Origin of the sequence: Sphingobium sp., assembly GCF_032153725.1 — a bacterium.
GTDB lineage: Bacteria > Pseudomonadota > Alphaproteobacteria > Sphingomonadales > Sphingomonadaceae > Sphingobium.
On the sequence record NZ_JALDYQ010000013.1, the window covers coordinates 1 to 24,775 of the forward strand.

Sequence of the window (24,775 nt, forward strand, 5' to 3'; positions counted from 1 at the left end):
GATCAAGTCCGGGATGACGAAGCTGTAATGGCTGGAATCCACCCAGACAGCCCCCCACATCCATTTTCCCCTGTCCTACAACCCTCGATCCGCGCTATCCCGCTCCCGGCTCTTTGAAATAGGAAAATCCCCGGAAAACCGCATTCCCCTGCGCCTTTTACAGTGTCACCTATGTCACCCCGATCCTATCGAACGGCCGCCTCCAGCAACCGGATGGTCCCGGCATCGGCGTCGATCTCCGCCCGGCATCCGACCGGCAGGCTGAACTGGCTGGCGACATGCCCGAACAGCGCGCCCTGGAAAGCCGGCACTCCCAGCGCCCCAAGATGCTGCCGCAACACCTCCGAAAGCGTAAACCCGCCATAGGAAGCCCCATCCGGCCCACAGTCGGTGCACTGCCCGAACACCACTCCCGCCACCTTGCCCAACACCCCGGCCAGCGACAATTGCGTCAGCATCCGATCGATCCGATAGGGCTGCTCGCTCACATCCTCGATGAACAGGATCGCGCCGTCGAAATCCGGAACCCACGGCGTTCCCATCAGCGTCGACAGGACGGTCAGGTTCCCGCCCAGCAACCGCCCGCTGGCCTTCCCGCCCCGAAAGGTCCGGATACGCCAGTCCCGCTGCACCAACCGATCCTCACGCCCCTCCGGATTGACCAGCAAAGGCGTGGCCCCGTCAAAAGCCACGGCCCGAAAGGCATCCCAGGAAAAGCGCGGCCAGCTGCTCCCCGCATTGGGCCCATGGATGGTGACGAACCCCGCCCGCGCCGCAAAGGCCAGATGCAGCGCGGTGATATCGGAAAAGCCGATCAACAGCTTGGGATTGACCCGGATCGTCCTGAAATCCAGATAGGGCAGCACCCGCGCGCACCCCCACCCGCCGCGCGTCGCGAACACCCCGCGCACCGCCGGATCACCGAACATCGCGTTGACATCCGCCGCCCGATCCGCATCCGTCCCCGCCAGATAGCCATGGCGCTGAAGCAGATGCCTCGCAGGCTTGGGAACAAGCCCCATGGCCACGACCGTCTCCTTGACCAGATCAAGGTCGAAGGCGTCATCGGTGAAACCCGCCGGCTCGATCAGCCCGACCACATCGCCGGGCCGCAGCCGAGGCGGCTTCACCACCCCCGCCGAAACCGCCGCCACAGCGCCGGGAGCCACCATCGCCGCGCCCAGCACGGCCATCAAAGCGCGACGATCAAGGCTCAAAAGCGTCTCCCATCCTTGCGGGAACAGGCAATGGCGGCAAGGTCGATCTCGGGCACGGCACGTCCTCCCGCTGGCAAAGGCTCCCCGCTTTCGCTAACGCAAGCCGATGACCAAGACCAGCACCGAAGCCGATCCGATCAGCATCACCGAAAGGCTGATCGCCGCCCCCTCCATCACCCCCGCCACGGGAGAGGTCTTCGCGGTGCTGGAAGCGATGCTGAAACCGCTGGGCTTCACCATCGACCGCTTCGTCACGGGCGAGGCGCCCGACGGCCCGGTGGAAAATCTCCTTGCCTGGCGGACGACTGGCCCCGGCCCCCATTTCGCCTTCGCCGGCCATCTGGACGTGGTGCCGCCCGGCAATGGCTGGGCCAGCGATCCGTTCGTGCCGGAAAGGCGCGGGGAATTGCTCTACGGCCGCGGCGCCGTGGACATGAAGGGCGCCATCGCCGCCTATGTCGCGGCGCTGCACGACCTGCCAGAAGACCTGCCCGGCACGATCAGCCTGATCATCACCGGCGACGAGGAAGGCGCCGCAGTCTACGGCACGCTGGCGCTGATGGACCGCATGGCCGCCCACGGCCTGCGCCCCGACCTCTGCCTGGTGGGCGAGCCGACCTCCTCCCAACGGCTGGGGGACGTCGTGAAGATCGGACGGCGCGGCTCGGTCAACATGTGGATCAATGTCGGCGGCGTGCAGGGCCATGTCGCCTATCCGCATCTGGCCGACAATCCGATCCCGCGCCTGATCCGCATCCTCTCCGCGATCGACGCCATCGTGCTGGACGAAGGCAATGACTGGTTTCAGGCGAGCAATATAGAGGTCACCAATCTCGACGTCGGCAACCCCACGACCAACGTCATCCCCGCCGCCGCCCAGGCGCGCATCTCGATCCGCTTCAACAATGAACATAGCGGCGCGGAATTGGTGGAACGCATCACCGCCATCGCCGCGGCAGAGGGCGGCACGGTGGAAGCCAGGATCAGCGGAGAGCCATTCCTGACCCAGCCGGGCGCTCTATCCGATCTGGTCGCCGGCGCGATCCGCGAAGTGACGAAGGTAGAGGCGGAACTGTCGACCACCGGCGGCACATCCGACGCGCGCTTCCTGTCGCGTCTCTGCCCGGTGGTGGAATTCGGCCTCAACAATGCGACCATGCACAAGCTGGACGAAGCGGTGGCCCTGGCCGATCTGCGCGACCTCACGCAAATCTATCGGCTCGTGACGGTGGGCGCCCTGCGCGCCTGAAGTCAGACCGATCGGCGCTCCGGCAAGGCCATGGGTACGGCAAAGCGGGCAATATAGTCCGCTTCCGCTGTCGGCCGTGCGAGATGATAGCCCTGGAACAGCGTGCAGCCGATGACGCGAAGCATTTCCATCTGCGCCTGCGTTTCCACGCCTTCCACCACGACTTCCATGCCCAGGCCCTGGATCAGCCCGACGACCGCGCTGCAAATCGTCCGCGCCTCGGCCGAAGTCGCAATGTCGCGGACCAGCGAACGGTCGATCTTTACCCGGTCCACCGGCAAATCCCGCAATCGGGACAGGTTGGAATAGCCCGTCCCGAAATCATCGATGGCGATGCGCACGCCATCTGTCCGCAATGCGCGCAGCTGATCGAGCGTGCGCGCCTTCATCTCCATGGCCAGCGATTCGGTGATCTCCAGTTCCAGCATGATCGCCGGAGTCTGGTGCGCGTTCATGGCGTGACGCAGCCGCATGAAGAAATCGGCCTGTCCCAGCTCGCGCGAGGAAATATTGATGGCGATACGCTGGACGATCCCGGCCCGCGACCAACGCGCTGCCGTTTCGCAAACCCGTCCCATGACCCAGTCGCCCAACGCGACGATCGCTCCGCTTTCCTCTGCGACGGGGACGAAGGAATCAGGCATGACCAGATCCCGCTCCGGATGCACCCAACGCACCAGCGCCTCGGCGCTGACTGCCCGGCCGCTGCCGATTTCGATCTGCGGCTGAAATTCCAGCAGGAATTCGTCCCGCTGGAGCCCGAGCAGCAGGTCGCGCTCCAGCTCCGCCCGATCGGCAGCTTCCAGCGCCAGCTCGGTGGTGAACATCTCCGCCCGGTTACGTCCCTGATGCTTGGCGTGGTACATGGCGATGTCGGCCGAGCGCAGCAACGCGGACAGCGTATCGCCATGCTCCGGATAGCAGGCAATGCCGATGGATGCGCCCAGATCGACATGCTGGCTGCCAAGGTCGAAGCGCTCCCCCAGGGCGAACTGGATCGCGCGCGCGATCCGATTGGCGGCTTCCCGGTCGGTCACGGCGGGAATGAACAGGGTGAATTCATCGCCCGCCAGACGGCCGATCAGGCAATCGCCCGCCCCTGCGCTCGCCTGCACCATCGCCACTTCCCGCAAACGCCCGGCGACGCGCGCCAGCAACTGATCGCCCGCCGCATGACCCAGCGTGTCGTTGACGCCCTTGAAGCCGTCCAGATCGATGAAGAACAGGGCCGCCAGCCCCTCTTCACTCCGCTCGGCCAGCATGCGTTCCACCTGTCGGCAAAAGCTGGTGCGGTTGGCAAGGCCCGTCACCTGATCGAACAGGGCCAGCGCCTGAACATGATCGAGATTGGTCCGCACCTGGCTGAACAGGCTTTCCATCGCCACTGAAAGGTCGGGCAATTCCTGGCCGATGTCAGCAGGCACGGCGGATTGCAGGTCGCCATGCGCAGCAGCCAGCAGGCGCTCGGTGGCCCTGTCGATGGCGCTCGCAGTGGTCGCCACCGTCCGGCGCGCGGACGCCCAGCTCAAGGTACCGCACAGGATTGCGATGATGAGGGATCGGCCGATGCCGTCAATATCGGTGGCCTGCCCCTGGCCCAGGACCAGCGACAGGATGAACACCAGCGCCCCCGCGGCGCAGGCGAAGGCAGTGGCGCGGCTCGTCAATGTCACGCCCTGCATGTGCCTCCCTAACCCACCCTAACCGCTCAGTCCGGCGCTGGACCGGATCAGCCGGATATGAAGGACAGTGGTTAAGAAAAGGTCAGTAGAACCAGCCAAAAGGCTTATTTTTTGCGCCGCAAAATGATGTAGAGCGCCCCCTCGCCACCATGGCGCTGGTGCGCGATCCGCACGCTGGCGATACGGTCGGCATAGCTGCTGGTTTCCAGCCAATGGCCGATTTCGCCGCGAATGGCCCCCCGGCGGGACCCAGCTCCTGCGGAGGCGGTTTTGGGCGGTTTCCCGGTCACCACCAGCAGGACACGCACATCCCGCGTCCATGCCGTCGCCAGCGCTTGGCTAAGCCGGGAATGCGCCGCCGCCAGGCTATGCCCGTGCAGGTCGATCGACATGTCGGGCGCCAGATTTCCGTTACGGATTCTGTGTTCCCAGCTCGAATCCAGGGTCGCTGCCGGCGTCCGCGCCGGGGTAGGGGCAGGAGGCTGCGCGGAAGGACCCGTTAACCCTGATGCACCCGTCGCCCTGACCGCCACCGCAGGCACCAGCGGCATTCGCGCGCCAGGCCGCAACGGCTTCACCGACCTGGTCAGCGTCGCCCAAAGAGCCTGTTCTTCAGATGTGAGATTGCGCCGGGCCATCGTAGCAAGATATCAGAGGCAACGGGCCATCAGTTCTGGCCGAGCCGAGCCGCCGACCCGATCGGCAACAGGATGAGCGCGCTGCCGCGCGCCGACATGCCGCCCGCCATCGCCCGCGCATCGCTGCCCGCGCCCCAGAAGCTGTCGAAGCGGTTGGCGCCCTTGATCGCGCCGCCGGTATCCTGCGCGATCCAGATGCCATTGGGTTCGGCCCGGTCGAGCGAGAGGAGGACCGGCGCGCCCAACGGCACATATTTGGGATCCGCCGCCACCGTCGCCTCCGGCGTGACCGGCACGCCCAAGGCTCCCAGCGGCCCAGCGCCCGTCAGTTCCCGGAAAAAGACGAAGCTCTTATTCTCGTTCATGATCGCCGCGCCCTCGGCGGGATTGGCGCGCAGCCAGGCCATGATGTCCTGCATCGATCCGGCCTGGATCAAGCCGCGATCCTTCATCAGCTTGCCGATGCCGGTATAGTCGCGGCCATTCTGTCCGTCGTAGCCGATGCGCATGACGCCGCCATCGGGCAGCAGCAGGCGCCCGCTGCCCTGGACCTGAAGGAAGAAGAACTCGACCGGATCGGCCGCCCATGCCAGTTCCAGCCCCTTGCCCGTCAACGACCCGCCAACGATCTGCGAGCGCTCGTCAAAGGGCACGAAATTGCTGCCATCCACCTTGCCGCGAATGGTCTTGCCTTTCAGGCTGTCGCTGAACAGGCCGAGATTGACATCGATCAGACCGGATGGACGGCGGTAGATCGGCACCTGATAGCCGGGCTGACGCGTCCGCGACCCAGCGATTTCGGGCTCATAATAGCCGGTGACGAAGGCTTTCCCTTCACCCACCTGCACCGCTTCGAAATAGCGGGAGAAAAATTCGCCGGCCGATGCTTCGGACCAGCTGGAAGCGGCTGCGCAGGCACTGTTCCAATCCGATCCGCGCGTCAGCCCGCTTTGATCGCCTCGCCTCATCAGCGCGGGACAGGACAGACGGAAAGCCTGCAATGCCTTGCGCGCGCGTTCGCCCGAAGGAATGAGGCCCGTAATGTCGGGACCACGCACGATGCCTGCGCTCACCGCATTGGCCGTATCAGCTACTATGGTCGGTGGCGGCGTGACGGGCATGGCCGGCCGGGGTGTAGCGGGAATGGGACGGGTCGCCGTTTCGCCGCCACGCGGTGGACGTGTCGGCGTCGGACCGCTCGCGCCCGGCGGAATCACCCCACCCGCGCAGGCAGACAGCAGCAACGCTGCGGCCAGCGCGCCCCCCGACTGACGCAGGTTCATGCCGCCTCGTCGGTTTCGCTGAGCTTCCAGTTGGGATCGGTGCTGCGCAGGTCGCGCGTGAAGGTCCAGACGTCATTGGTGCCGACCGCATCGGTCAGGGAGCCAGCAACCACATGGCCGTCCCTGTCACGGGTCACGGCGGCAATATCCGCCTCGAACCGCAGCGCGATCTCCGCCATCCGGCCATTGACGCCGGCACCGATGATCTGCGTCTTCTCGATGCGGACCAGACGGTTGTCGAGGACATGGCCCTCCGCTTCGCGCGCGGCGATCGCTTCCTCGAAGGAGGCAAGCACATCCGCGTCGCACAGCCATTCCAGCTCCTGCCGGTCGCCGCGCCAAAAGGCTTCCAGCACCATCCTGTAGGCAGCCTTCGCGCCTTCGACGAACTGGGGCACGTCGAAGCTGCGATCCGCGGCGATCAGCGCGCGCACGCCCGTCTCGCCACCGGGCGCGATCAGGCCGTCCGACAGACGCACTGAATCACCCGCCATTTCCGCGACCGGCCGCGGCTGCACGATCGTCACCTTGGCCCGTTCGTCAGCCGGGCGAAGAGCAGGCTCCTGCTCATGCCCCGTGCGCTTGCCCAGCACGGAATAGAGCCGCAGCGCCAGAAAACCGGCAATCATGGCGAGGATGACGATCACATACACGGGGTCAGGCACCCTTTGGACTGAATCTGAAACTGTAACGCCACCAACATAGGCATGTTTCCCCGCATATTCAAATGGCCGCTTTTCGCAGGGCCGCCATTGCCCCGCCCTGCTGCCCCTGCTAAGCGCGCGGATCGAACATGAGCAGGTGCCTGTCCGCCAGCCACCTAAGAACCCCAGGGAAATAAGATGGCCGAGGAAGCCGATACCATCCAGACCACCGGCAATGGCGCCGACACCGGCCCGCAGATTGCGCTGATCAGCCAATATGTGAAGGATCTGTCCTTCGAAAACCCGAACGCGCCGGCCGTCTACCAATGGCCGGACCAGCCGCAGATCGATGTCCAGTTCAACATCGGCGCCGACAAGGTGGGCGAGGAAGTCGTCGAAGTCTCCCTGAAGATAGAGGTCAAGGCGACGGCACCGCAGGGCACCGCCTTTGCCGTCGAGCTGGTCTATGCCGCGATCTTCGGCATGCGCAACGTGCCGGAGGATCAGATGCAGCCTTTCATGCTGGCCGAAGCGCCGCGCCTGATCTTCCCCTTCGCCCGCCGCGTGCTGGCCGATGCGATTCGCGACGGCGGCTTCCCGCCGCTGCTGCTCGACCCCATCGATTTCAGCGGCCTTTATGTCCAGCAGGCGCAAGCCATGGCACAGACCGCGGGCGAGCCAGCCGGCCACGCCTGAGCCGATCGGGAATCCACGGCCCATGAAACTGGTACGAGCGCTCGGCTCGGTCGGCGGGCTGACGCTCGCCAGCCGGGTGCTCGCGCTGGTAAGGGATTCGCTGGCAGCGCGTTATGTCGGCGCCGGCTTCGCGTCGGACGCCTTTAACGGCGTCGCCTTCCGCCTGCCCAATATGTTCCGCGCCCTTTTTGCCGAGGGTGCCTTTTCCGCCGCCTTCATCCCGATGTTCAACCGCAAGGCGGCGGGCCCGGGCGGCATCGCGGAAGGCTATCATTTCGCCGAGCGGGCGCTCGCCGTGCTGCTGCCGGTGCTGCTGGTCTTCACCGCGCTGCTGATCGTGGCGGCATGGCCGATCACCTGGGCGCTCTCCGGCGGTTTTTCGCGGCAGCATCCGACGCCCGGGCAATTCGCCTTCGCAGTGATGCTCTCGCGGATCACCCTGCCCTATCTGGCGCTGATCAGCCTCGCCTCGCTGCTGGGCGGAATTCTCAACTCACTCGACAAATTCTGGGTGAATGCCGCCGCGCCGATCCTGCTCAATGTCGCGATGATCACCGGGCTGTGGCTGTTCCACGGCGCCGACGAATATGAAACCGCGCGAGTGCAGGCGATTTCCGTCACCGTGGGCGGCGCGCTGCAACTGCTCTGGCTGATCTGGGCCTGCCAGCGGGCAGGAGTGTCGATGAAGCTGAGGCGCCCGCGCTTCGATGCGGACGTGAAGGAACTGCTCCGGCTGATCGTTCCGGCGGCGGCGGGCGCAGGCGCCTCGCAGATCAACCTGCTGATCTCCACCGCGCTGTCGGGCTGGCTGCTCGCCTCGGGGTCGATCACCTATATCTATTATGCCGACCGGCTGAACCAGTTGCCCCTGGGCCTGATCGGCATCGGGCTCGGCACCATCCTGCTACCGACCATTTCCCGCCTGCTCTCGACCGGTCAGGAGCAAGTGGCGATGGACACGCAGAATCGCGGGATCGAGTTGGCGCTGTTCCTGACGCTGCCCGCCACCGTGGCGTTCATCACCGTGGCCGAACCGATCGTGCGCGGCCTCTTCCAATATGGCCGCTTCACCGTCGAGGATGCCCAACGCTGCGGCTGGGCACTCTCAGCCTTTTCGATCGGCCTGCCCTCCTATGTGCTCGTGAAGGTGCTGACACCGGGCTATTATGCACGTGGCGATACGAAGACGCCGGTTCGCTATGCGATGCTCTCGATTGTCATCAACATCATAGGCAATATCGTGCTGATCCCGCTATTGGGCAAGGTCGGCATGGGCCATGTCGGGCCGCCGCTGGCGACGGCACTGTCCTCTACCCTCAATGTCGCCATGCTCTATTCGACGTTGGTGAAGCGCGGGCATTTTGCCGCCGACCGGCAATTGCGGCGACGCTTGCCCCGGCTTGCGGTGGCCGCCATCGCCATGGGCGCGGCGCTCTATGCGGGCGAAGGGCTGCTCGACCCGTGGCTCGGCGGGGTCATGGTCGAACGCTATGTGGCGCTCGCCATGCTTGTCGGCGCAGGGATCGCGCTGTACGGGGTGGCCTGTTTCCTCACGGGCGCCTATCGGCTGTCCGATCTTAGGGCGCTGATGCGCCGCAAAAGTGCAACCAAAACAGAGAACGGATAGATCAAATGCGCGTCCTTTCCGGCATCCAGCCGACCGGCAATCTGCACCTGGGCAATTATCTGGGCGCGATCCGCTACTGGGTGCGGATGCAGGATGAGATGGATGCCGACAGCCAGTGTTTCTTCTTCCTGGCCGACATGCATTCGATCACCGTGCATGAGGGGCGCGAGCAGCGCATCCGCAATGTCCGTGACATGGCCGCCGCGCTGGTGGCCGCGGGGATCGACCCGGATCGCTCGGTTCTCTTCAATCAGGCGCGCGTGCCCGCCCATGCCGAACTCTGCTGGCTGCTGAGCGGCACGGCGCGGATCGGCTGGCTGAACCGCATGACCCAGTTCAAGGACAAAGTGGGCAAGGACCGCGAGGGCGCCTCGATCGGCCTGTTCGTCTATCCGGTGCTTCAGGCGGCGGACATCCTCATCTACAATGCAACCCATGTGCCGGTGGGCGAGGATCAGAAGCAGCATCTGGAACTGGCGCGCGACATCGCGACCAAGTTCAACACCGATTTCGGCGTGGAACTGTTCACCATGCCTGCACCGATCATCCCGAAGGAATCGGCCCGCATCATGTCGCTGCGCGATGGTACGGCGAAAATGTCGAAGTCCGACCCCAGCGACATGAGCCGCATCAACCTCACCGACGATGACGATGCCATCATGCAGAAGGTGAAGAAGGCCAAGACCGACCCCGAACCGCTGCCCGAAACCGCCGAAGGCTTGGCCGGGCGCCCGGAAGCGAACAACCTGATCGGCATCTACGCGACGCTGTCCGGCAAGACCCCCGATGCCGTCTGCGCCGAGTTCGCGGGCAAGGGCTTCGGCGCGTTCAAGCCGGCGCTGGGCGAATTGCTGGTGGAAACGCTCCGCCCGATCCGTTCGCGCTTCCTGGAACTGCGCACGGAGGATGCCGCGCTCGACGCCATCCTCGAAAAGGGCGCGGCCAAGGCGTCGGCAGCGGCGGAACCAACCCTGCGCGCCGCCTATGACGCCATGGGACTGATGCGCTGATGCCACAAGGGGTTGCCCAAAGTGCGCCCCCTTTTTCCCATGGCCACGGAATAATCATGTCCGCGCCGTCGTAAGGATGGCAGGACATGGTTTGCGCCCGTTCGCCCGTTTCGCGCGTTCAAACGATGTTCAGTTGCGTTTTGCTATGGCAAGGCGCTAAGTTGATTGGCAGGCGCAGTGCCTGATACAGGACGCAGGAAAATGACCCGTTTCAACAAGATCGGCCTGATCGCGGCGCCCGCTCTGGCGCTTGTGGCGCTTTCGGGATGCGCAACCTCCTTCAAGGCGGACGTCGCCCGGTTCCAGCAGCTTCCGGCGCCGGCGGGACAGAGCTTCACCATTGTCGCCGACGATCCGCGGCTCGCCGGCGGTCTGGAATTTTCCCACTATGCCGATCTCGTCGGGCAACGTCTGACGCAGACCGGCTATGTAGTGGCCGGCGACCCGGCGCGTGCCGATCTCATCGTCCGCGTAGCCTATGGCGTCGACAATGGCCGCGAAAAGGTCCGTTCGACCGGCTTTGGCGCTCCCGATCCGTTTTTCTATGGCGGATGGGGCTGGCGCGGCCGCTGGGGGCGCCCCTGGGGCTATGGCTTTTATGACCCGTGGCTGTTCGGTCCGGGGGGCTATAACGACATCAGCAGCTATACGGTTTATACCAGCGACCTCAGCATGAAGATCGATCGCGCGGCCGACAATCGCCGCCTGTTCGAGGGCAAGGCTTCGGCCCAGTCGCTGTCGAACAAGCTGACCTATCTGGTCCCGAATCTGATCGACGCGATGTTCACCGGCTTTCCCGGTCAGAATGGCGAAAATGTGAAGATCACCCTGCCGCCCGAAAAGAAGGGTTAGGTAAGCATGCGCAAAAGCCTGCCCTGAACCTGTCGAAGGGCGGCTTTGGACCATGCCCCATTGCCCGGCGTCGTTTGCGATCCGCCACCCCGGACTTGATACGGGGTGGCGGATCGTCCAAATCCCTCGCTATCAAATCTCGTCGATCATCTCTGCCAGCACGCCCAGGCAATCCTTGGCAAGCTGGATCGATCGTGCCGGCGACCAGCCGAAATCGGCATCCGGCAAGTCGTCATTATCCTTGAACGGCATTTCCAATGTCATCGCCACCGCGCCGAAACGCTCCGCCAGCTGATTTGTGGACATGGACAGGTTCGCCTTGCCGTCCGGCGCGACGGGATAGCCCTTCTTCGTCTGGAAATCCGGCGTCCGGGCGGCCAGCGTATCGCGATAACGACGGTAGAGCGCCAACTGCCGCTCGGTGATCGAGGGTATCCCCTCGAACCCGGCAAGAAACACCGCCGCAATCGCCTCATCGCCATGCACATCCATGGCGAAATCCACGCCCGCTTCGTCCATCGCGGCTCTTACCAGATACACTTCGGGACTCTTGTCCATCGATGGCTCGTGCCATTCGCGGTTGAGATTGATGCCCACCGCATTGGTGCGCAAATGACCCCGACGGCTGCCATCCGGATTCATGTTCGGCACGATGCAGAAGGTCGCCTTTTGTCGCAGCAGCCGCGCCACGGCATCTTCTTCATCGCACAGCCGCTCCAGCGCGCCTTCCATCCACCATTCGGCCATGCTTTCGCCCGGATGCTGACGGGCATAGAGCCAGACCTTCTTACGCCCCTCGCCCAACACCAGCAGATCGAGCGGCTGCCTATCGAGCGTCAGCCCCAGTTCGCGGTGCTCCACCCCCGGCTGGGAGGCGGCCCAGGCGACCAGATCATGGTGCCGCTCCATCGAATAGGGCGCGAAATAGGCAAGCCACACCGCGTTGGCATCCGGCGACAGGCGAATCGTCAGCGTGCCATTGGCATAGCTGGTGTCCGCCAGCAGCCAGTTTTCGCGATCCTCGCTGACCCTTGCCTGATAGCCCGGCCAGCCGTCAGGATAGGCCGACGCCCCGCAATTGGTGATCGCCAGTTCCACCTCCCGCCCAGCGACGCCTGCCACGCGGAAATGGAACCATTGGTAGAAGTCGCTCTGCCGATCCTTGACAATCTCCAGCTCGGCTCGGACTCCCGCTGGGCTATCATTCAGGGAAACAAGGCGAATATTGCCGCTGTCGAAGGCGCTTGTGATCGAGATGGTCATTTGACAGTTATAGTCCGGCCCGATTCTCCCGGATAGCCCCCGATCAACGCCGCCGCGAGCTTCCGTGCCGCCAGACCCGGCTGAGAGGCGGGCGTCCCTTCCCGCGCCTGCGTCTGCGCGCGGCCTTCCCAAATGGTGGTCGAATCAGCGCGGCGGCGGATCTGCACCTGCAATTCCGTGATCACCTGCCCCTTGGGCTTGCCCGACAGATTGATGCCAATGCCCAGGCCAAGGCCGGAATAACCGCCGCTGCCCACGGCGCCACCGACCCCGACGCTCACCGGCTTGCCATTATTGCCATAGCTGTTCGGTTCGCGGAACGTCCGGCGGAAACCTGTCAGCGCGACAAATTCGCTCTTCGCTGCCGTCCCGGCGGGAGTGAAGCCCACTCGCTGCAATTCCTGATCCACGGCGGCCGCATAGGTCCGGAATTCTAAACCAACATCGGGATTCCCTGCCATTTCCTCAACAGCGATCGTCCCGCTGCGCGCGGGATTGTCGATATGGAAACGCGTCACCTCCACCGGTGGAACCGCCGTGGCGCAAGCGCTCAAGCCAAGGGCGAGCAGGGCAGGAAAAACGATTTTTTTCAACATGGACAGGACTCCAGGGGATATCATCCTCTACACGACACGGCGGCTCTATTCCCCTACAATCCGTGAAGCCACGCCTTTGCTGCATGCAGGATGAATGACGGGAAAAGGCGGCCGGTCGCCCTTGACTTTCCGCCGTCTCACCCATAGGGGCTGCGCTTCGATTTTCGATCACGCAAGATTCATTCAAAGGCTGGTTCCATGAAGATCCGCAATTCGCTCAAGTCGCTCAAGGGCCGTCACCGGGATAACCGCGTGATCCGCCGCCGCGGCCGCACCTACGTCATCAACAAGACCAACCGCCGCTTCAAGGCCCGCCAGGGCTGATTGAATGGCGGAGATTGCCGCCGTCATCTTCGACGTCGGCAATGTCCTGTATCACTGGAACCCCAGGGTTCTGTACGAGCGCCTGATCGACGACGATCGGGCGCTCGACGCGTTTCTCCGCGATGTCGTGACGAGGGACTGGCATTTCCAGCATGATGCCGGCCGCCCCTTCGCGGAAACCAGCGCCGAACTGATCGCCCGCCATCCCGAGCGCGCGGACCTGATTCGCCTCTGGGGCGAGAAGTTCATCGACAGCGTCGGCCCTGCGATCGCGGGCATGCCGGAACTGGTCCGCGAACTGGATGCAGGCGGCATTCCGCTTTTCGCCATCACCAATTTCAGCGCGGAATTCTGGACGCCTTTCCACGCGCGGGAGACGGCGCTGTTCGCGCCCTTCCGCGATATCGTGGTGTCCGGCGCGGAGAAGCTGGTGAAGCCCGATCCCGCCATTTACCGGCTGGCGCTTCGTCGATTCGGGCTGCGGGCGGAGCAGGCGATCTTCATCGATGACCGCGAGGAGAATATCCTCGCCGCACAGGCGGAGGGCATGCACGGTCACCTGTTCCGCGACGCGGCGACGTTGCGGCAGGAGCTGGCGGCGCTGGGGTTGCTTGGAGCCTATTCAGGCCAAGGGCGAGGGGATTTGGCTTAGGGCGCAAATTTGGGTGGTTTGCCGTCATTCCCCCTCCCGCAAGCGGGAGGGGGCTAGGGGGTGTGCTGGCGCAACATCAGCGGCGATTTTCAACGGCTAGCCCGGAAGCTCGCTTCGCTCGCGCCCACCCCTAACCCCTCCCGTCTACGGGAGGGGAACGTCTTGGTTTGGCCATTGCAGGCCAAATCCTCAAACAGCCTAACCCTCGTCCCGCCCTCTCAGTTCATCCCCGCGAATCGCGGCGACATGCAGCACATTGGTCGACCCCGGCGTCCCGAAAGGCACGCCGGCCAGCACGACGATCTTGCCGCCCTTGTCGACCATATCATGCCGCAGGGCCATGCGCCGCGCCTTGCCGATCATCTCCTCGAAGGTGCCGATATCCTTGGTCCGCACCGCATGGACGCCCCAGGTCAGCCCCAGCTTGCGCGCCGTGTCCGCGCGCGGTGTCAGCGCCAGGATCGGCGTCATCGGCCGCTCGCGCGCCACGCGCCGCACGGTACTGCCGGAGGAGGTGAAGCAGGTGATCGCGCTCGCCCCGACAACAGAAACGATGCCGCCCGCCCCCTCTGCCAGAGCGTCGGCGGTCGTCGGATCGGGCTTGGTTTCGGTAAAGTGCAGCCGCGCGAAATAGCCCGGATCACGCTCGACGCTGTGGGCGATGCTGTCCATCATCGCCACCGCCTCGACCGGCCAGTCGCCCGCCGCCGTCTCCGCCGACAGCATGATCGCGTCGGCCCCGTCATAGACCGCCGTCGCCACGTCGGACACTTCGGCGCGGGTCGGCGTCGGCGCCTTGATCATCGATTCGAGCATCTGCGTCGCCACCACGACCGGACGCCCCATGCGCCGCGCCGTCGCGACGATCTGCTTCTGGAGCGGCGGCACCGCCTGAGGCGGCAGTTCCACGCCCAGATCGCCGCGGGCCACCATCACGCCGTCGGCCAACTCGATGATCTCCTCCAACCGCTGCACGGCGGAGGGCTTCTCGATCTTCGCCATCAGCGCGCCATGGCCGCCCATCAGCTTGCGCGCCTCCGCCAGATCCTCGGGCCGCTGCACGAAACTGAGCGCGATCCAGTCACAACCCTGCTCCACCGCGAAGCTGAGGTCGCGCCGGTCCTTCTCCGTCAGCGCCGGCACCGGCACCACCACGTCCGGCACATTGACCCCCTTGCGGTTGGACAGCGTGCCGCCGACCTCGACCACCGTATCGATGCGATCGCCCGCCACCTGCTTGACCCGCAGCACCAGCTTGCCGTCATCCAGCAACAGCCGGGTTTCGGGGACCAGCGCCGCATAGATTTCCGGATGCGGCAGGTTCACGCGGCTGGCGTCGCCCGGCGCCGGATCGCTATCGAGGACGAAGGCCCCGCCCGTTTCCAGCACCGCCAGCCCGCGTTCGAACGTGCCCACGCGCAGCTTCGGCCCCTGAAGGTCGCCCAGGATCGTCGTCGGACGGCCGAACTCCTTCTCCAATGCCCGGATCGCGGCGATGCGCGCGGCATGATCCTCATGCGCGCCATGGCTCATATTGATGCGGAAAGCGTCAGCCCCGGCGACGAACAGCGCCCGGATCATCTCCGGACTGTCGCTCGCAGGGCCAAGGGTCGCAAGAATGCGGACCTTGCGCGAACGGGGCGGTAATTTCGTCATTCCCTATGTCTCCTGACCGTCATGGTCGCCTCTGGCTTGCCAGGGCGCGGTTTTCGATTATCCGTGCTGCACGACAGGATGATGTAGATCAGCGAAAGGTTTCGCCGTGAGCGATAACATACTCACAGATGCCGTTGCCGCAACCGCCTTCCGACGGTTGGTGGCGCATTTGCAGCACCGCACCGACGTTCAGAATATCGACCTGATGGGCGCGGCGGGCTTTTGCCGCAACTGCCTGGCCGACTGGATCGCGGAAGCGGATGGCGCGCTCAGCAGGGATCAGGCCCGGGAAATCATCCATGGCATGCCCTTTGGCGAGTGGAAAAGCCGCTACCAGGGCGAAGCGACGCCCGAGCAGATCGCACGGATGCAGGAGAGTGTGGCGAAGAACGCCGACAGTCATTAGAGGCGTTCGCCAACCGATTCACATGGAATGGAGATTCTCATGAGCGATGGCAATGTCGCCGCCGAACAGCTACGCCTTTTCATCGAGCGCATCGAGCGTCTGGAAGAGGAAAAGAAGGGCATCGCGGACGATATCAAGGACGTCTATCTGGAGGCGAAGGCCAATGGCTATGACGTGAAGACGATGCGGTCGATCGTCCGCCTGCGCAAGATGGAGCGCAACGCCCGCATGGAGGCCGAAGCGCTGCTGGAAACATACAAGTCGGCCCTTGGCCTGGAATGACGCCGGGGCTGGAATAACCCCACCGCAAAAGGAGAGCGCCCATGACCGAGATCATCGTCAGCACCACCCCTTCCCTGGAGGGGCGTCCCGCGAAGGAATATCTCGGCATCGTCACCGGCGAGGTGATCGTGGGCGCCAACATCGTGCGCGACCTGTTTGCGGGCATACGCGACATCGTCGGCGGCCGATCGGGCGCCTATGAGGATGTTCTCCAGCGCGCCCGGGAACAGGCGATCGGGGAAATGCGGATGCGCGCCGCGACGCTCGGCGCCAATGCGGTGGTCGGTGTCGATCTCGATTATGAGACGGTGGGATCGAGTGGGTCGATGCTGATGGTCACCTGCTCGGGCACCGCCATTCTCGTCTGAGTTGCGCGGATGAGGCTCGCCCGCTAGAGAGCGCGCTTCGGATAACCAGATAAGTCAGGAGCAGGCCGTGGCCGGCCATAGCAAATTCAAGAACATCATGCATCGCAAGGGCGCGCAGGACAAAAAGCGCTCCTCGATGTTCTCCAAATTAAGCCGCGAAATCACCGTGGCGGCGAAAATGGGCATGCCCGACCCGGACATGAACCCGCGCCTCCGTCTGGCGATCAACGCCGCCAAGGCGCAGTCCATGCCCAAGGACAATATCCAGCGCGCGATCGACAAGGCGATCGGCGGGGATACCGAGAATTACGAGGAAATCCGCTATGAGGGCTATGGTCCCGGCGGGGTCGCGATCATCGTGGAAGCGCTGACCGACAATCGTAACCGCACCGCGACCAATGTGCGCACCGCCTTCTCCAAGAATGGCGGCAATCTGGGCGCGTCGGGCGCGGTGAGCCATGGCTTCGACCGCATGGGCCTCATCACCTATCCGGCGAGCGCGGGCGATGCCGACGCGATCTTCGAAGCGGCGCTGGAAGCCGGCGCGGAGGATGTGTCGTCGAACGAGGACGAGCATGAGATCTGGACCGCCATGGACGCGCTGCATGAAGTCGCCAAGGGCCTGGAGGCCAAGCTGGGTCCGGCAGAGGGCGCCAAGCTCGCCTGGAAGCCGCAGACCACCGTCGACGTCGATGAAAGCAACGCCGCGACGCTGATGAAGCTGGTCGATACGCTGGAAGATGATGACGACGTCCAGACCGTCTGGGGCAATTATGAAGTGTCCGACGAGGTCATGGAGAAATTGGGCTGAATGCCCCCGATCCGTTCGTGTCGAGCGAGGTCGGCACATGACACAGCCTCGCTCGAACCGAACGGATTTTGTTGAATGATCATCCTTGGCCTCGACCCCGGCCTGGGCACTACCGGCTGGGGGCTGATCGCCGCTGACGGCAATCGCCTTACCCATATCGCCAATGGTCAGATCAAGACCGATTCCGAGATGGCGCTGGCGTCACGCCTGCTGGTGCTGGACCTGGCGCTGACCGACCTCATCCTGGAACACCAGCCCAATGGCGCGGCGGTCGAGGAAGTGTTCGTCAACGTGAATCCGCAATCGACGCTGAAACTCGGTCAGGCGCGAGGCGTGGCGCTGCTGGCGGCTTCCCGATCCGGCATGGAAGTGGGCGAATATGCCGCCCGGCTGGTCAAGAAATCGGTGGTCGGCGTCGGCAATGCGTCGAAGGAGCAGGTCCACGCCATGGTGTCCCGCCTCCTTCCCGGCGCGAAGGTCGCGGGACCGGACGCGTCCGATGCGCTGGCGGTCGCGATCACCCATGCGCATCATCTGGCGAGCGCTCGGCGGATACCGCGTAAATAGGCCGGAAAATAAGCCCGGCCTACAGGATTTGGGTGACAAAGGTGACACGACAAAAGGCGCGGAAAGGCGTCTTTTCGTGCGGAATTTCCTATCGTGGCCGGACGGTTCAAAGAGCTGGGTGGGCTTAGCTCTGTTACCATGCTGTAGGACAGGGGAATTTTTGGCGGGTTTGGCCATTTGTAGCCATTGAGCGTAACGTGCTCCTGCGCAGGCAGGAGCCCAGTTCAGACGTTGCAATGATGAGGCGAGGGCGGGACTGGGTTCCTGCCTTCGCAGGAACACGGCGCGTATCAAGGAAGACTCAGCTAAGCCGACCGTCCACATTCCACCCTTACCGCCAGTCGAAGCGCAGCGGGGCTTCGCGAAAAGCGAAGCGGTCGAGATGATCCGCCACCACCTGCTTGAAGCGTTCGACATCCGCGCCCTCCTGCGGTTCGATGGTGACGGTGAGGGCTTCCGCCGCCGCCGTCATCCGGATCGGGCCCATGGGGAAGGCGATCATGCCCTGTTGCGCATCATATTCGGTTTCGAACTTGTGTCCCCAATGCTTGCAGAGCTGCTGAAGATAGCGGCTGGCATGGGCGGTCGGCACATTGGCGGTCAAAGTCATGGATTACAGCCTTTCGATCTTGCTGGCAGCCTCATCAATCAGCGAGGCGACGTCGAACATGGTCTGGGCATCGGCCCCTTCGCGTTCAAGCCGCGCCCGGACCGCCATGCCCAGATTGTGCATCGCCCGTCGGATCGGCGCGCCATCCGTGCGTTCCGCCCTTTTGGCGAGTGAACCGAGACGATCCATGACCTCTTGCATGCCCTCGGCATTGTCGGCCAGATGGGCCGTGCCTGCGTCGGTGATGGCGAACAGTTTACGGCTGCTCTCACCGGGCTGTTCGACGATCAGGCCCATGTCCGCCAGCAGGGTCAGCGTGGGATAGACCACGCCGGGGCTGGGCGCATAGGCCTCTCCCGAAAGGGCCTGAATCTCGCGGATCAGGTCATAGCCATGACGCGGGCTGTCCGCGATCAGCTTCAGCAGGATGAGCTTGAGCGCATCATTGGCGAACTGACGGCGGCGTCCGCCACCCCGGCCGCCGCCAAAGGGGCCATCGCCGAAGCGGCCACCGAAGCCGCCTGCAAAGCCGCCACGATCAAAGCCTTCCGGCCCGAACATGCGATCATGGCCAAGCCCGCGACGGCCGCCATGATGACGATGATGAAAGTGCATATCGGAGTCTCTTAACTGTTTCATGATGGGTTTAGATATATCTTAAAATATCGAACGTCAAGATTTACGATATATCTTTTCTGCATCTCAACTGTCTGGAACAAAAAAACCCGCCGGACGCATGGTCCGGCGGGCCCTTTATCTCGCGATAATGGCCGATCAGTCGGGCTTCTTCGCCACGCTGACCAGCGCAGGACGCAGCAGCCGATCCTTGATCGTGTAGCCCGCCTGCATTTCGACCAGCACCGTGCCCGGCTCGGCATCGGCCGAGGGCACCTCCATCATCGCCTGATGCCTGTTGGGGTCGAGCGGCTGGCCGACCGACTCCAGTTTCTCAATGCCGTTGCGGCCAAAGACCGCCTCCAGCTCGCGCCCGGTGGCTTCCAGGCCTGCCACCAGCCCCTTGAACTTCTCATCGTCACGCAGATCGGCGGGGATCGTCTGGAGCGCGCGCCCCAGATTGTCCGCCACCGACAGCATGTCGCGGGCAAAGGCCGTCGCTGCATAGGCGCGCGCGTCGGCCAGTTCCTTTTCCAGCCGCCGCCGCACATTCTGCGTTTCGGCATGGGCATAGAGCACGTCCTGCCTGGCGGTCGCCAGTTCATTTTCGAGCGCGGCGATCTTCTCCGCCGCCGCGTCGCCGGCTGGCGCCGCATCCTCGGGCAGTTCGTCAACGATTTCGGTATTTTCGATATTCAGTTTTTCTTCGCTCATCTCATCAATCTCGACAGCGTCTGCGCAGTGAAGTCCACCATGGGGATCACCCGCGCATAGTTCAAGCGCGTCGGCCCGATTACGCCGACCACGCCCACCACCCGGCCGTCTCCGCCCCGGTAAGGCGCGGCTATGACCGAAGAACCCGACAGGGAAAAGAGCTTGTTTTCCGATCCGATGAAGATTTTGGTCGCGCTGCCCGCCAGCGCGCTTTCCAGCAGGCTGGAAATCTCCTGCTTGCCCTCAAGCTGCTCCAGCAGTTGCCGCACCCGCTCCAGATCGGCGGCGGTGCCATCATCCAGCAGATGCGCCTGACCGCGCACGATCAATACCGGCCGCTCGTCCGCATCATGCGACCAGACTGCAATGCCGCGCTCCACCAGTTCCCGCGCCGCGCCCTGAAGCGTGTTGCGGTCCCTCTCCAGCTCGCGCCGCAAGGCCTCTCCCGCTTGCGCCAGCGTCAGCCCGCCAAAGCGCGCCGACATGAAATTCGCCGCCTCATTGAGCATGATGGGCGTCACCCCAAGCGGCAGATCGACCACGCGATTCTCGATCGATCCATCCTGTCCGACCAGCACGGCCAGGGCCTGCCGATCATTCAGCGACACGAAACCGAATTGCCGCAGCACGGGTTCGCGCTTGGGGACCATGACGATCCCGGCGCAGGCGGACAGGCCGGACAAGGCGGCGGTGGCGGCCGACAGCGCTTCTTCTATCGGCCCGCCTTCGGAAATCCCCGCCTCGATCGCGCGCCTTTCCTCGACGGAAGGTTCGGCCGCCTGCATCATGCCGTCGACGAAAAGCCGGAGCCCGGTTTCCGTCGGCATGCGCCCTGCCGAGGTATGCGGCGCGGCCAGCAGGCCCAGCTCCTCCAGGTCCTGCATCACATTGCGGATCGACGCGGGCGACAGGCTCAAGCTGGCAAGCTTGCTGATCGTGCGCGAGCCAACAGGCAGCCCGGTGCCGAGATAGCTCTCGACCACCAGACGGAAAACGTCGCGGGCACGCTCGTTAAGCTCGGTGATCGGGGTGACCGCCATGGCGTTTATCTAGGCGCGCATCGCTCTGCGCTCAAGCCCAACCGTCATTTGCCCTTGGCGGTGGGCTTCACCATCGCCGCGATATCCAGCATTCTGGGGATCGACGCGATCGTCGCGCGCAGCCTGCCATATCCGGCATCCATGCAGCCGGACTGAAATTCCAGCCGGGTGGGCTGCGCTTCGTCGCGCGTCCATTCGATGACATAAGCGGGCATGTCCGTCGCGAAACGGGTGCAATTTTCCCCATGCGCAATCCGCTTGACCGTTCCCTGCGCCGGCCGGAACTGCGCCAGCGCCGCGCGGAAGCGGCGATATTGCAGCGGCGTCACGGTGAAGCGCGTCGGCCCCGGCACGGCGGTAAAGCGTTGCGGCTCGATCAGTCCGGAACCGTCCGGCGTCACCTGAAGGCTATAGCTGGGACAGGCGCCGAAACAGGGTCCGGCTGAAAATCTGATCGTATCGCCCGCCATGGTCGGCTTTTCCAGCTCGGCCTGCTCCATCGCGCAGGCGCCCAGCAGCGCCGTGGCCGCCAAAATCATGATCGTTTTCGTCCCCATGCCCCGTTTCCTAGCATCTTTCACATATATCGCCACTGGCATGTCCGCCGGCCCGGCGCTAAGCCCGCTCGACACAACGCTTCGGAGAAGAAATCTTATGCGTCCTTCCGGCCGCGCGCCCGACCAGATGCGCGAAATCACCATGGAGCCTGGCTTCACCATCCATGCCGAGGGCAGCTGCCTGGTGAGCTTTGGCGACACCCGCGTCCTGTGCACCGCATCGATCGAGGAAAAAGTGCCGCCCTTCCTGCGCGGCAAGGGTTCGGGCTGGGTCACGGCGGAATATGGCATGCTGCCCCGCGCCACCCACACCCGTGGCAGCCGCGAAGCCGCCAAGGGCAAGCAGTCGGGCCGCACCCAGGAAATCCAGCGCCTGATCGGCCGATCGCTGCGTGCCGTGGTCGACCTCCAGAAGCTGGGCGAGCGTCAGATCGTCGTCGACTGCGACGTGATCCAGGCCGATGGCGGCACCCGCACGGCAGCCATTTCGGGTAGCTGGGTCGCGCTGCGCATCGCCATCGACAAGCTGCTGGCGAGCGGTGCGCTGAAGGAAGACCCCATCGTGCAGAAGGTCGCTGCGATCAGTTGCGGCATCTACAACGGCACGCCGGTGCTCGACCTCGATTATGCGGAGGACAGCAATGCGCAGGCCGACGCCAATCTGATCCTGACCAGCGATGGCAAATTTGCGGAAGTGCAGGCGACGGCGGAAGGCGCTACCTATGACGAGGAAGAGCTGCTTCGCCTGCTGCGCCTCGCCCGTATCGGCTGCGCGCAGATCTTCGCGGCGCAGGATAAGGTGACGGGACGATAAGATGAGTGACGAGTTCGGACAGGAACAGGCGATCCGCAAGCTGGGACCGGGCAGGCTGGTGATCGCCAGCCACAATCCCGGCAAGGTGCGGGAAATCGGAGAACTGCTCGCACCCTATGGTATCGAGACAGTGTCCGCCGCCGCGCTGGACCTGCCCGAACCCGATGAAACTGGCACGACCTTCATCGCCAATGCGGAGCTGAAGGCGATGCAGGCCGCCGATCTGTCGGGTCTGCCCGCGCTGGCCGATGACAGCGGCCTGTGCGTCGAGGCGCTGAACGGCGATCCGGGCATCTTCTCTGCCCGCTGGGCTGGGGAAACCAAGGATTTCGGGCTCGCCATGCAGCTGGTCTGGGACAATATCCAGGCCCGGGGACCGGAAGCGGGCCATGGCGCGCATTTCATCTGCGCCCTCGCTTTGGCCTGGCCCGATGGCCATGTCGAGGCGTTCGAGGGTCGGGTCGACGGCACCATCATCTGGCCGCCGCGCGGCGACAGGGGCTTTGGCTACGACCCGATCTTCCAGCCGCATGGGCATGAAATCAGCTTCGGCGAGATGGAGCCGGAAAAAAAGCATGCGATGAGCCACCGCGCCGATGCCTTCGCGCAGTTGGTGGCGGCGGTGTTTTAGAGCGATTTCCAAGCGATCGGAATCGATCGCTGGTTAAGAAATCGCCGCAAACACAGGGGTTTAGAGCGGCGATCTGATCCAATCAGATCGAAAACCGCTCTAAAAACCCGGGCGGGTGCCCGGCGCAATGCTCGCCACTGGCATATTGGGCGGGCGCGCCGTCGTCCCGGTCCAGCGGATTCTGGCCGAAGACATTGCCCGCCGGGAAATAGCGGCAGACGAGATAGTCGTAACTCTGCCCCTCCGCCAGCGCGCAGCCGACCTTGCGCGTGCTGCGCCAGATGATCTGGGTATAATGGCCGACATCCTCCCAGCGGCCGGTGGTGCTGAGATCGGGCAGGATGCCGCTGCGCCGGAAATAGCGTTTCTCATCCAGGAACGAGCCCACCATCAGCTCATAATCATACAGGCCCCGCGATCCCATCCAGAGATTTTCGCCGCTGGGGATAGCGCGGCTGGCGCGCGGCGAATGCCGGAAGAGATTGGTCTGCGCCATCTGCCGCGCATAGCGCGCCGCATCCGCCGCCAGGGCGCTGTCCCAGGCCAAGGGGGAGAGCCCGAGCGATTCGCGTTCCTCATTATGCATGCCCAGAACGACGTCACGCATCAGGGCATTGTCGCGATCCGCTTCTTCCATGCCATAATAGGAGGCAGGCATGGCGGGTGGCGGGGAACGGGTCCCGCGCGAAGGCGACGCTTCGCCCTGCCCCGTGACCGCCAGCAAAAGCCCCGCCAACGCTAGCCGCGCGGGCCAAAGCCGTTTAATGAAGCCCCTACTCATGTCACCCGACCCTTTTATCCCCGCTGCCGCGCCTCACTCATCGGACTTGGCCGATCCCATAGCCTTATATGTGCATTGGCCATTTTGCGTTTCAAAATGTCCTTACTGCGATTTTAACAGCCATGTCCGGGCCGAGATCGATATCGAGGCCTGGCGCGATGCGCTGCTAAGCGATCTGGCTCATGAAGCGGCACTGAATGGTGGGCGGCCGCTCTCCTCGATCTTCTTCGGCGGTGGCACGCCTTCGCTAATGCCGCCGCGAATCGTGGAGGCGCTGATCGACGCGGCGACGGGCCATTGGCCTGCGACGTCCGACATCGAAATCACGTTGGAGGCCAATCCCAGCTCGGTCGAGGCCGCTCGCTTCGCCGACCTCGCTGCGGCGGGGGTCAACCGGGTATCGCTCGGCCTTCAGGCGCTGGAGGATGAAGCGCTCCGCTTTCTCGGCCGCGCCCATGACGTACGCGAGGGGCTGGCGGCGCTGGACATCGCGCAGTCAGTGTTCGCGCGGGTCAATTTCGACCTCATCTACGCCCGGCCCGGCCAGAGCGAAGCGGATTGGGAAGCGGAACTGGCACGGGGCCTGTCCTTCGGCACCGATCATCTCTCGCTCTATCAACTTACCATAGAGCCGGGCACCCGCTTCGCGACGCTGGTTGCGCAGGGCAGGCTCACCCCCGCCGATGCCGACCATGCCGCCACGCTTTATGAACAGACCCAGGCCATGACGGCGGCGGCGGGCATCCCCGCCTATGAGATCAGCAATCATGCCCGCGCGGGGCAGGAAAGCCGTCATAACCTCATCTATTGGCGCTATGGCGACTATGCCGGGATCGGCCCAGGGGCCCATGGACGGCGCCGCGGGCTGGCCACCCTGCGCCACAGGAAGCCCGAAAACTGGATGAACGCGGTCGGCCGCAACCGCCATGGGCTGCAAAGCGAGGAACCGCTCGATCCCGCCGACCGGGCGCGGGAGGCGCTGCTGATGGGGCTGCGGCTGGTGGAAGGGGTGGATCTGGAGCGGGTCGGCCGCCTCTCCGGCGTGCCCATCGCGGCGCTGATCGACGCGGACGCGGTTGCGCGGCTCGCCGGCCATGGGCTGATCCGGCAGGAGGGGCGACGCCTACGCATCGAACCCGCCGGGATGCTCTTGCTGGATGCGATTCTGCCGGAAGTCGTGGCGGTCTGAA

General features: G+C 64.3%; 29 protein-coding genes. 15 read left to right on the forward strand and 14 right to left on the reverse strand.

Annotated features, from left to right (window positions below; all coding sequences use genetic code 11):
- Window positions 1-185: 185 nt before the first annotated feature.
- The gene (locus RUH75_RS06330; RefSeq protein ID WP_313803428.1) at window positions 186-1,193 is read right to left on the reverse strand and encodes an LD-carboxypeptidase; all 1,008 of its coding nucleotides are present in this window, start codon (window positions 1,191-1,193) and stop codon (window positions 186-188) included.
- A 130-nt stretch (window positions 1,194-1,323) separates the two neighbouring features.
- Between RUH75_RS06330 and dapE the strand changes: the two genes are divergently transcribed.
- Window positions 1,324-2,466, forward strand: coding sequence for a succinyl-diaminopimelate desuccinylase (gene dapE / locus RUH75_RS06335; RefSeq protein ID WP_313803287.1), 1,143 nt, complete (start codon window positions 1,324-1,326; stop codon window positions 2,464-2,466).
- 2 nt (window positions 2,467-2,468) lie between these two features.
- Here dapE and RUH75_RS06340 read toward each other — a convergent pair whose 3' ends face one another.
- The 4 genes from RUH75_RS06340 to RUH75_RS06355 all read right to left on the reverse strand — a co-directional run bounded on the left by RUH75_RS06340 (window position 2,469) and on the right by RUH75_RS06355 (window position 6,722).
- Complete coding sequence (locus RUH75_RS06340; protein WP_313803289.1) at window positions 2,469-4,148, reverse strand: putative bifunctional diguanylate cyclase/phosphodiesterase; 1,680 nt, start codon at window positions 4,146-4,148, stop codon at window positions 2,469-2,471.
- A gap of 104 nt (window positions 4,149-4,252) precedes the next feature.
- On the reverse strand, window positions 4,253-4,786 hold the full coding sequence (locus tag RUH75_RS06345; protein ID WP_313803291.1) for a Smr/MutS family protein: 534 nt from the start codon (window positions 4,784-4,786) through the stop codon (window positions 4,253-4,255).
- Window positions 4,787-4,815: 29 nt separating this feature from the next.
- Window positions 4,816-6,069, reverse strand: coding sequence for a murein transglycosylase A (locus RUH75_RS06350; RefSeq protein WP_313803293.1), 1,254 nt, complete (start codon window positions 6,067-6,069; stop codon window positions 4,816-4,818).
- Window positions 6,066-6,722, reverse strand: a complete 657-nt coding sequence (locus RUH75_RS06355) for a Tim44/TimA family putative adaptor protein (RefSeq protein WP_313803429.1) — start codon at window positions 6,720-6,722, stop codon at window positions 6,066-6,068. The genes RUH75_RS06350 and RUH75_RS06355 overlap by 4 nt, the downstream gene beginning before the upstream one ends.
- 189 nt (window positions 6,723-6,911) lie before the next feature.
- Here RUH75_RS06355 and secB point away from each other — a divergent pair, with 189 nt between their 5' ends.
- The 4 genes from secB (at window position 6,912) to RUH75_RS06375 (ending at window position 10,898) form a co-directional block, all read left to right on the forward strand.
- Window positions 6,912-7,409 (forward strand): protein-export chaperone SecB, encoded by a 498-nt coding sequence (secB, locus tag RUH75_RS06360; RefSeq protein ID WP_313803295.1) that lies wholly within the window; start codon window positions 6,912-6,914, stop codon window positions 7,407-7,409.
- Window positions 7,410-7,431: 22 nt separating this feature from the next.
- Window positions 7,432-9,036: a murein biosynthesis integral membrane protein MurJ gene (gene murJ, locus RUH75_RS06365; protein ID WP_313803297.1), complete on the forward strand. Its 1,605-nt coding sequence runs from the start codon at window positions 7,432-7,434 to the stop codon at window positions 9,034-9,036.
- Between the two features lie 5 nt (window positions 9,037-9,041).
- Window positions 9,042-10,046 carry a tryptophan--tRNA ligase gene (gene trpS, locus RUH75_RS06370; RefSeq protein ID WP_313803299.1) on the forward strand — a complete coding sequence of 335 codons (1,005 nt, stop codon included), beginning with the start codon at window positions 9,042-9,044 and terminating at the stop codon, window positions 10,044-10,046.
- Between the two features lie 201 nt (window positions 10,047-10,247).
- Entirely contained in the window at window positions 10,248-10,898 is a 651-nt protein-coding gene (locus RUH75_RS06375) for a DUF4136 domain-containing protein (protein WP_313803301.1), read from the forward strand.
- A 132-nt stretch (window positions 10,899-11,030) separates the two neighbouring features.
- Here the strand turns inward: RUH75_RS06375 and RUH75_RS06380 are convergent, their stop codons facing one another.
- A complete protein-coding gene (locus RUH75_RS06380; RefSeq protein ID WP_313803303.1) occupies window positions 11,031-12,161 on the reverse strand; it encodes a M14-type cytosolic carboxypeptidase in 1,131 nt (376 codons plus the stop codon).
- On the reverse strand, window positions 12,158-12,757 hold the full coding sequence (locus RUH75_RS06385; protein WP_313803304.1) for a hypothetical protein: 600 nt from the start codon (window positions 12,755-12,757) through the stop codon (window positions 12,158-12,160). Before RUH75_RS06385 ends, RUH75_RS06380 begins: the two co-directional genes overlap by 4 nt.
- 198 nt (window positions 12,758-12,955) lie before the next feature.
- On the opposite strand from RUH75_RS06385, the gene ykgO reads away from it, so the two are divergent.
- Window positions 12,956-13,081 carry a type B 50S ribosomal protein L36 gene (gene ykgO, locus RUH75_RS06390; RefSeq protein ID WP_004210176.1) on the forward strand — a complete coding sequence of 42 codons (126 nt, stop codon included), beginning with the start codon at window positions 12,956-12,958 and terminating at the stop codon, window positions 13,079-13,081.
- A gap of 4 nt (window positions 13,082-13,085) precedes the next feature.
- Window positions 13,086-13,733, forward strand: coding sequence for an HAD family phosphatase (locus RUH75_RS06395; protein ID WP_313803306.1), 648 nt, complete (start codon window positions 13,086-13,088; stop codon window positions 13,731-13,733).
- A gap of 198 nt (window positions 13,734-13,931) precedes the next feature.
- Here RUH75_RS06395 and pyk read toward each other — a convergent pair whose 3' ends face one another.
- Window positions 13,932-15,389 (reverse strand): pyruvate kinase, encoded by a 1,458-nt coding sequence (pyk, locus tag RUH75_RS06400; protein ID WP_313803308.1) that lies wholly within the window; start codon window positions 15,387-15,389, stop codon window positions 13,932-13,934.
- Window positions 15,390-15,495: 106 nt separating this feature from the next.
- Here pyk and RUH75_RS06405 point away from each other — a divergent pair, with 106 nt between their 5' ends.
- The 5 genes from RUH75_RS06405 to ruvC all read left to right on the forward strand — a co-directional run bounded on the left by RUH75_RS06405 (window position 15,496) and on the right by ruvC (window position 17,823).
- The gene (locus RUH75_RS06405; protein ID WP_313803310.1) at window positions 15,496-15,795 is read left to right on the forward strand and encodes a DUF1244 domain-containing protein; all 300 of its coding nucleotides are present in this window, start codon (window positions 15,496-15,498) and stop codon (window positions 15,793-15,795) included.
- A gap of 39 nt (window positions 15,796-15,834) precedes the next feature.
- Window positions 15,835-16,077 (forward strand): DUF2312 domain-containing protein, encoded by a 243-nt coding sequence (locus RUH75_RS06410; RefSeq protein ID WP_150290645.1) that lies wholly within the window; start codon window positions 15,835-15,837, stop codon window positions 16,075-16,077.
- Window positions 16,078-16,118: 41 nt separating this feature from the next.
- Complete coding sequence (locus RUH75_RS06415; protein ID WP_313803314.1) at window positions 16,119-16,445, forward strand: heavy metal-binding domain-containing protein; 327 nt, start codon at window positions 16,119-16,121, stop codon at window positions 16,443-16,445.
- 67 nt (window positions 16,446-16,512) lie between these two features.
- The gene (locus RUH75_RS06420) at window positions 16,513-17,256 is read left to right on the forward strand and encodes a YebC/PmpR family DNA-binding transcriptional regulator (RefSeq protein WP_313803316.1); all 744 of its coding nucleotides are present in this window, start codon (window positions 16,513-16,515) and stop codon (window positions 17,254-17,256) included.
- A gap of 75 nt (window positions 17,257-17,331) precedes the next feature.
- Window positions 17,332-17,823, forward strand: a complete 492-nt coding sequence (gene ruvC / locus RUH75_RS06425; RefSeq protein ID WP_313803318.1) for a crossover junction endodeoxyribonuclease RuvC — start codon at window positions 17,332-17,334, stop codon at window positions 17,821-17,823.
- 331 nt (window positions 17,824-18,154) lie between these two features.
- Here the strand turns inward: ruvC and RUH75_RS06430 are convergent, their stop codons facing one another.
- The 5 genes from RUH75_RS06430 to RUH75_RS06450 all read right to left on the reverse strand — a co-directional run bounded on the left by RUH75_RS06430 (window position 18,155) and on the right by RUH75_RS06450 (window position 21,359).
- A complete protein-coding gene (locus RUH75_RS06430) occupies window positions 18,155-18,433 on the reverse strand; it encodes a DUF2218 domain-containing protein (protein ID WP_313803320.1) in 279 nt (92 codons plus the stop codon).
- A gap of 3 nt (window positions 18,434-18,436) precedes the next feature.
- A complete protein-coding gene (locus tag RUH75_RS06435; protein WP_313803322.1) occupies window positions 18,437-19,048 on the reverse strand; it encodes a PadR family transcriptional regulator in 612 nt (203 codons plus the stop codon).
- 159 nt (window positions 19,049-19,207) lie between these two features.
- Entirely contained in the window at window positions 19,208-19,762 is a 555-nt protein-coding gene (gene grpE, locus RUH75_RS06440) for a nucleotide exchange factor GrpE (RefSeq protein ID WP_313803324.1), read from the reverse strand.
- A complete protein-coding gene (gene hrcA / locus RUH75_RS06445; protein ID WP_313803326.1) occupies window positions 19,759-20,802 on the reverse strand; it encodes a heat-inducible transcriptional repressor HrcA in 1,044 nt (347 codons plus the stop codon). Before hrcA ends, grpE begins: the two co-directional genes overlap by 4 nt.
- A 44-nt stretch (window positions 20,803-20,846) precedes the next feature.
- Entirely contained in the window at window positions 20,847-21,359 is a 513-nt protein-coding gene (locus RUH75_RS06450; RefSeq protein WP_313803328.1) for a DUF6438 domain-containing protein, read from the reverse strand.
- Window positions 21,360-21,456: 97 nt separating this feature from the next.
- On the opposite strand from RUH75_RS06450, the gene rph reads away from it, so the two are divergent.
- Together rph and rdgB are read left to right on the forward strand one after the other, a co-directional pair.
- Window positions 21,457-22,173 carry a ribonuclease PH gene (gene rph / locus RUH75_RS06455; RefSeq protein ID WP_313803330.1) on the forward strand — a complete coding sequence of 239 codons (717 nt, stop codon included), beginning with the start codon at window positions 21,457-21,459 and terminating at the stop codon, window positions 22,171-22,173.
- 1 nt (window position 22,174) lies between these two features.
- Window positions 22,175-22,804, forward strand: coding sequence for an RdgB/HAM1 family non-canonical purine NTP pyrophosphatase (gene rdgB, locus RUH75_RS06460; protein WP_313803332.1), 630 nt, complete (start codon window positions 22,175-22,177; stop codon window positions 22,802-22,804).
- An 82-nt stretch (window positions 22,805-22,886) separates the two neighbouring features.
- On the opposite strand, the gene RUH75_RS06465 is transcribed toward rdgB, so the two are convergent.
- Window positions 22,887-23,585: a CAP domain-containing protein gene (locus tag RUH75_RS06465; protein WP_313803334.1), complete on the reverse strand. Its 699-nt coding sequence runs from the start codon at window positions 23,583-23,585 to the stop codon at window positions 22,887-22,889.
- Between RUH75_RS06465 and hemW the strand changes: the two genes are divergently transcribed.
- Window positions 23,584-24,774, forward strand: a complete 1,191-nt coding sequence (gene hemW, locus RUH75_RS06470) for a radical SAM family heme chaperone HemW (protein WP_313803336.1) — start codon at window positions 23,584-23,586, stop codon at window positions 24,772-24,774. The two genes, RUH75_RS06465 and hemW, sit on opposite strands and share 2 nt — an antisense overlap.
- Window position 24,775: the final 1 nt, after the last annotated feature.

What these genes read in the sequence shown, in the direction of transcription:
- RUH75_RS06330 (WP_313803428.1), bottom strand. Translation starts at nt 1,193, where the DNA reads ATGGCCGTGCTGGGCGCGGCGATGGTGGCTCCCGGCGCTGTGGCGGCG.
- dapE (WP_313803287.1), top strand. Translation starts at nt 1,324, where the DNA reads ATGACCAAGACCAGCACCGAAGCCGATCCGATCAGCATCACCGAAAGG.
- RUH75_RS06340 (WP_313803289.1), bottom strand. Translation starts at nt 4,148, where the DNA reads ATGCAGGGCGTGACATTGACGAGCCGCGCCACTGCCTTCGCCTGCGCC.
- RUH75_RS06345 (WP_313803291.1), bottom strand. Translation starts at nt 4,786, where the DNA reads ATGGCCCGGCGCAATCTCACATCTGAAGAACAGGCTCTTTGGGCGACG.
- RUH75_RS06350 (WP_313803293.1), bottom strand. Translation starts at nt 6,069, where the DNA reads ATGAACCTGCGTCAGTCGGGGGGCGCGCTGGCCGCAGCGTTGCTGCTG.
- secB (WP_313803295.1), top strand. Translation starts at nt 6,912, where the DNA reads ATGGCCGAGGAAGCCGATACCATCCAGACCACCGGCAATGGCGCCGAC.
- murJ (WP_313803297.1), top strand. Translation starts at nt 7,432, where the DNA reads ATGAAACTGGTACGAGCGCTCGGCTCGGTCGGCGGGCTGACGCTCGCC.
- trpS (WP_313803299.1), top strand. Translation starts at nt 9,042, where the DNA reads ATGCGCGTCCTTTCCGGCATCCAGCCGACCGGCAATCTGCACCTGGGC.
- RUH75_RS06375 (WP_313803301.1), top strand. Translation starts at nt 10,248, where the DNA reads ATGACCCGTTTCAACAAGATCGGCCTGATCGCGGCGCCCGCTCTGGCG.
- RUH75_RS06380 (WP_313803303.1), bottom strand. Translation starts at nt 12,161, where the DNA reads ATGACCATCTCGATCACAAGCGCCTTCGACAGCGGCAATATTCGCCTT.
- RUH75_RS06385 (WP_313803304.1), bottom strand. Translation starts at nt 12,757, where the DNA reads ATGTTGAAAAAAATCGTTTTTCCTGCCCTGCTCGCCCTTGGCTTGAGC.
- ykgO (WP_004210176.1), top strand. Translation starts at nt 12,956, where the DNA reads ATGAAGATCCGCAATTCGCTCAAGTCGCTCAAGGGCCGTCACCGGGAT.
- RUH75_RS06395 (WP_313803306.1), top strand. Translation starts at nt 13,086, where the DNA reads ATGGCGGAGATTGCCGCCGTCATCTTCGACGTCGGCAATGTCCTGTAT.
- pyk (WP_313803308.1), bottom strand. Translation starts at nt 15,389, where the DNA reads ATGACGAAATTACCGCCCCGTTCGCGCAAGGTCCGCATTCTTGCGACC.
- RUH75_RS06410 (WP_150290645.1), top strand. Translation starts at nt 15,835, where the DNA reads ATGAGCGATGGCAATGTCGCCGCCGAACAGCTACGCCTTTTCATCGAG.
- RUH75_RS06415 (WP_313803314.1), top strand. Translation starts at nt 16,119, where the DNA reads ATGACCGAGATCATCGTCAGCACCACCCCTTCCCTGGAGGGGCGTCCC.
- ruvC (WP_313803318.1), top strand. Translation starts at nt 17,332, where the DNA reads ATGATCATCCTTGGCCTCGACCCCGGCCTGGGCACTACCGGCTGGGGG.
- RUH75_RS06430 (WP_313803320.1), bottom strand. Translation starts at nt 18,433, where the DNA reads ATGACTTTGACCGCCAATGTGCCGACCGCCCATGCCAGCCGCTATCTT.
- RUH75_RS06435 (WP_313803322.1), bottom strand. Translation starts at nt 19,048, where the DNA reads ATGCACTTTCATCATCGTCATCATGGCGGCCGTCGCGGGCTTGGCCAT.
- grpE (WP_313803324.1), bottom strand. Translation starts at nt 19,762, where the DNA reads ATGAGCGAAGAAAAACTGAATATCGAAAATACCGAAATCGTTGACGAA.
- hrcA (WP_313803326.1), bottom strand. Translation starts at nt 20,802, where the DNA reads ATGGCGGTCACCCCGATCACCGAGCTTAACGAGCGTGCCCGCGACGTT.
- RUH75_RS06450 (WP_313803328.1), bottom strand. Translation starts at nt 21,359, where the DNA reads ATGGGGACGAAAACGATCATGATTTTGGCGGCCACGGCGCTGCTGGGC.
- rph (WP_313803330.1), top strand. Translation starts at nt 21,457, where the DNA reads ATGCGTCCTTCCGGCCGCGCGCCCGACCAGATGCGCGAAATCACCATG.
- rdgB (WP_313803332.1), top strand. Translation starts at nt 22,175, where the DNA reads ATGAGTGACGAGTTCGGACAGGAACAGGCGATCCGCAAGCTGGGACCG.
- hemW (WP_313803336.1), top strand. Translation starts at nt 23,584, where the DNA reads ATGTCACCCGACCCTTTTATCCCCGCTGCCGCGCCTCACTCATCGGAC.
- RUH75_RS06465 (WP_313803334.1), bottom strand. Translation starts at nt 23,585, where the DNA reads ATGAGTAGGGGCTTCATTAAACGGCTTTGGCCCGCGCGGCTAGCGTTG.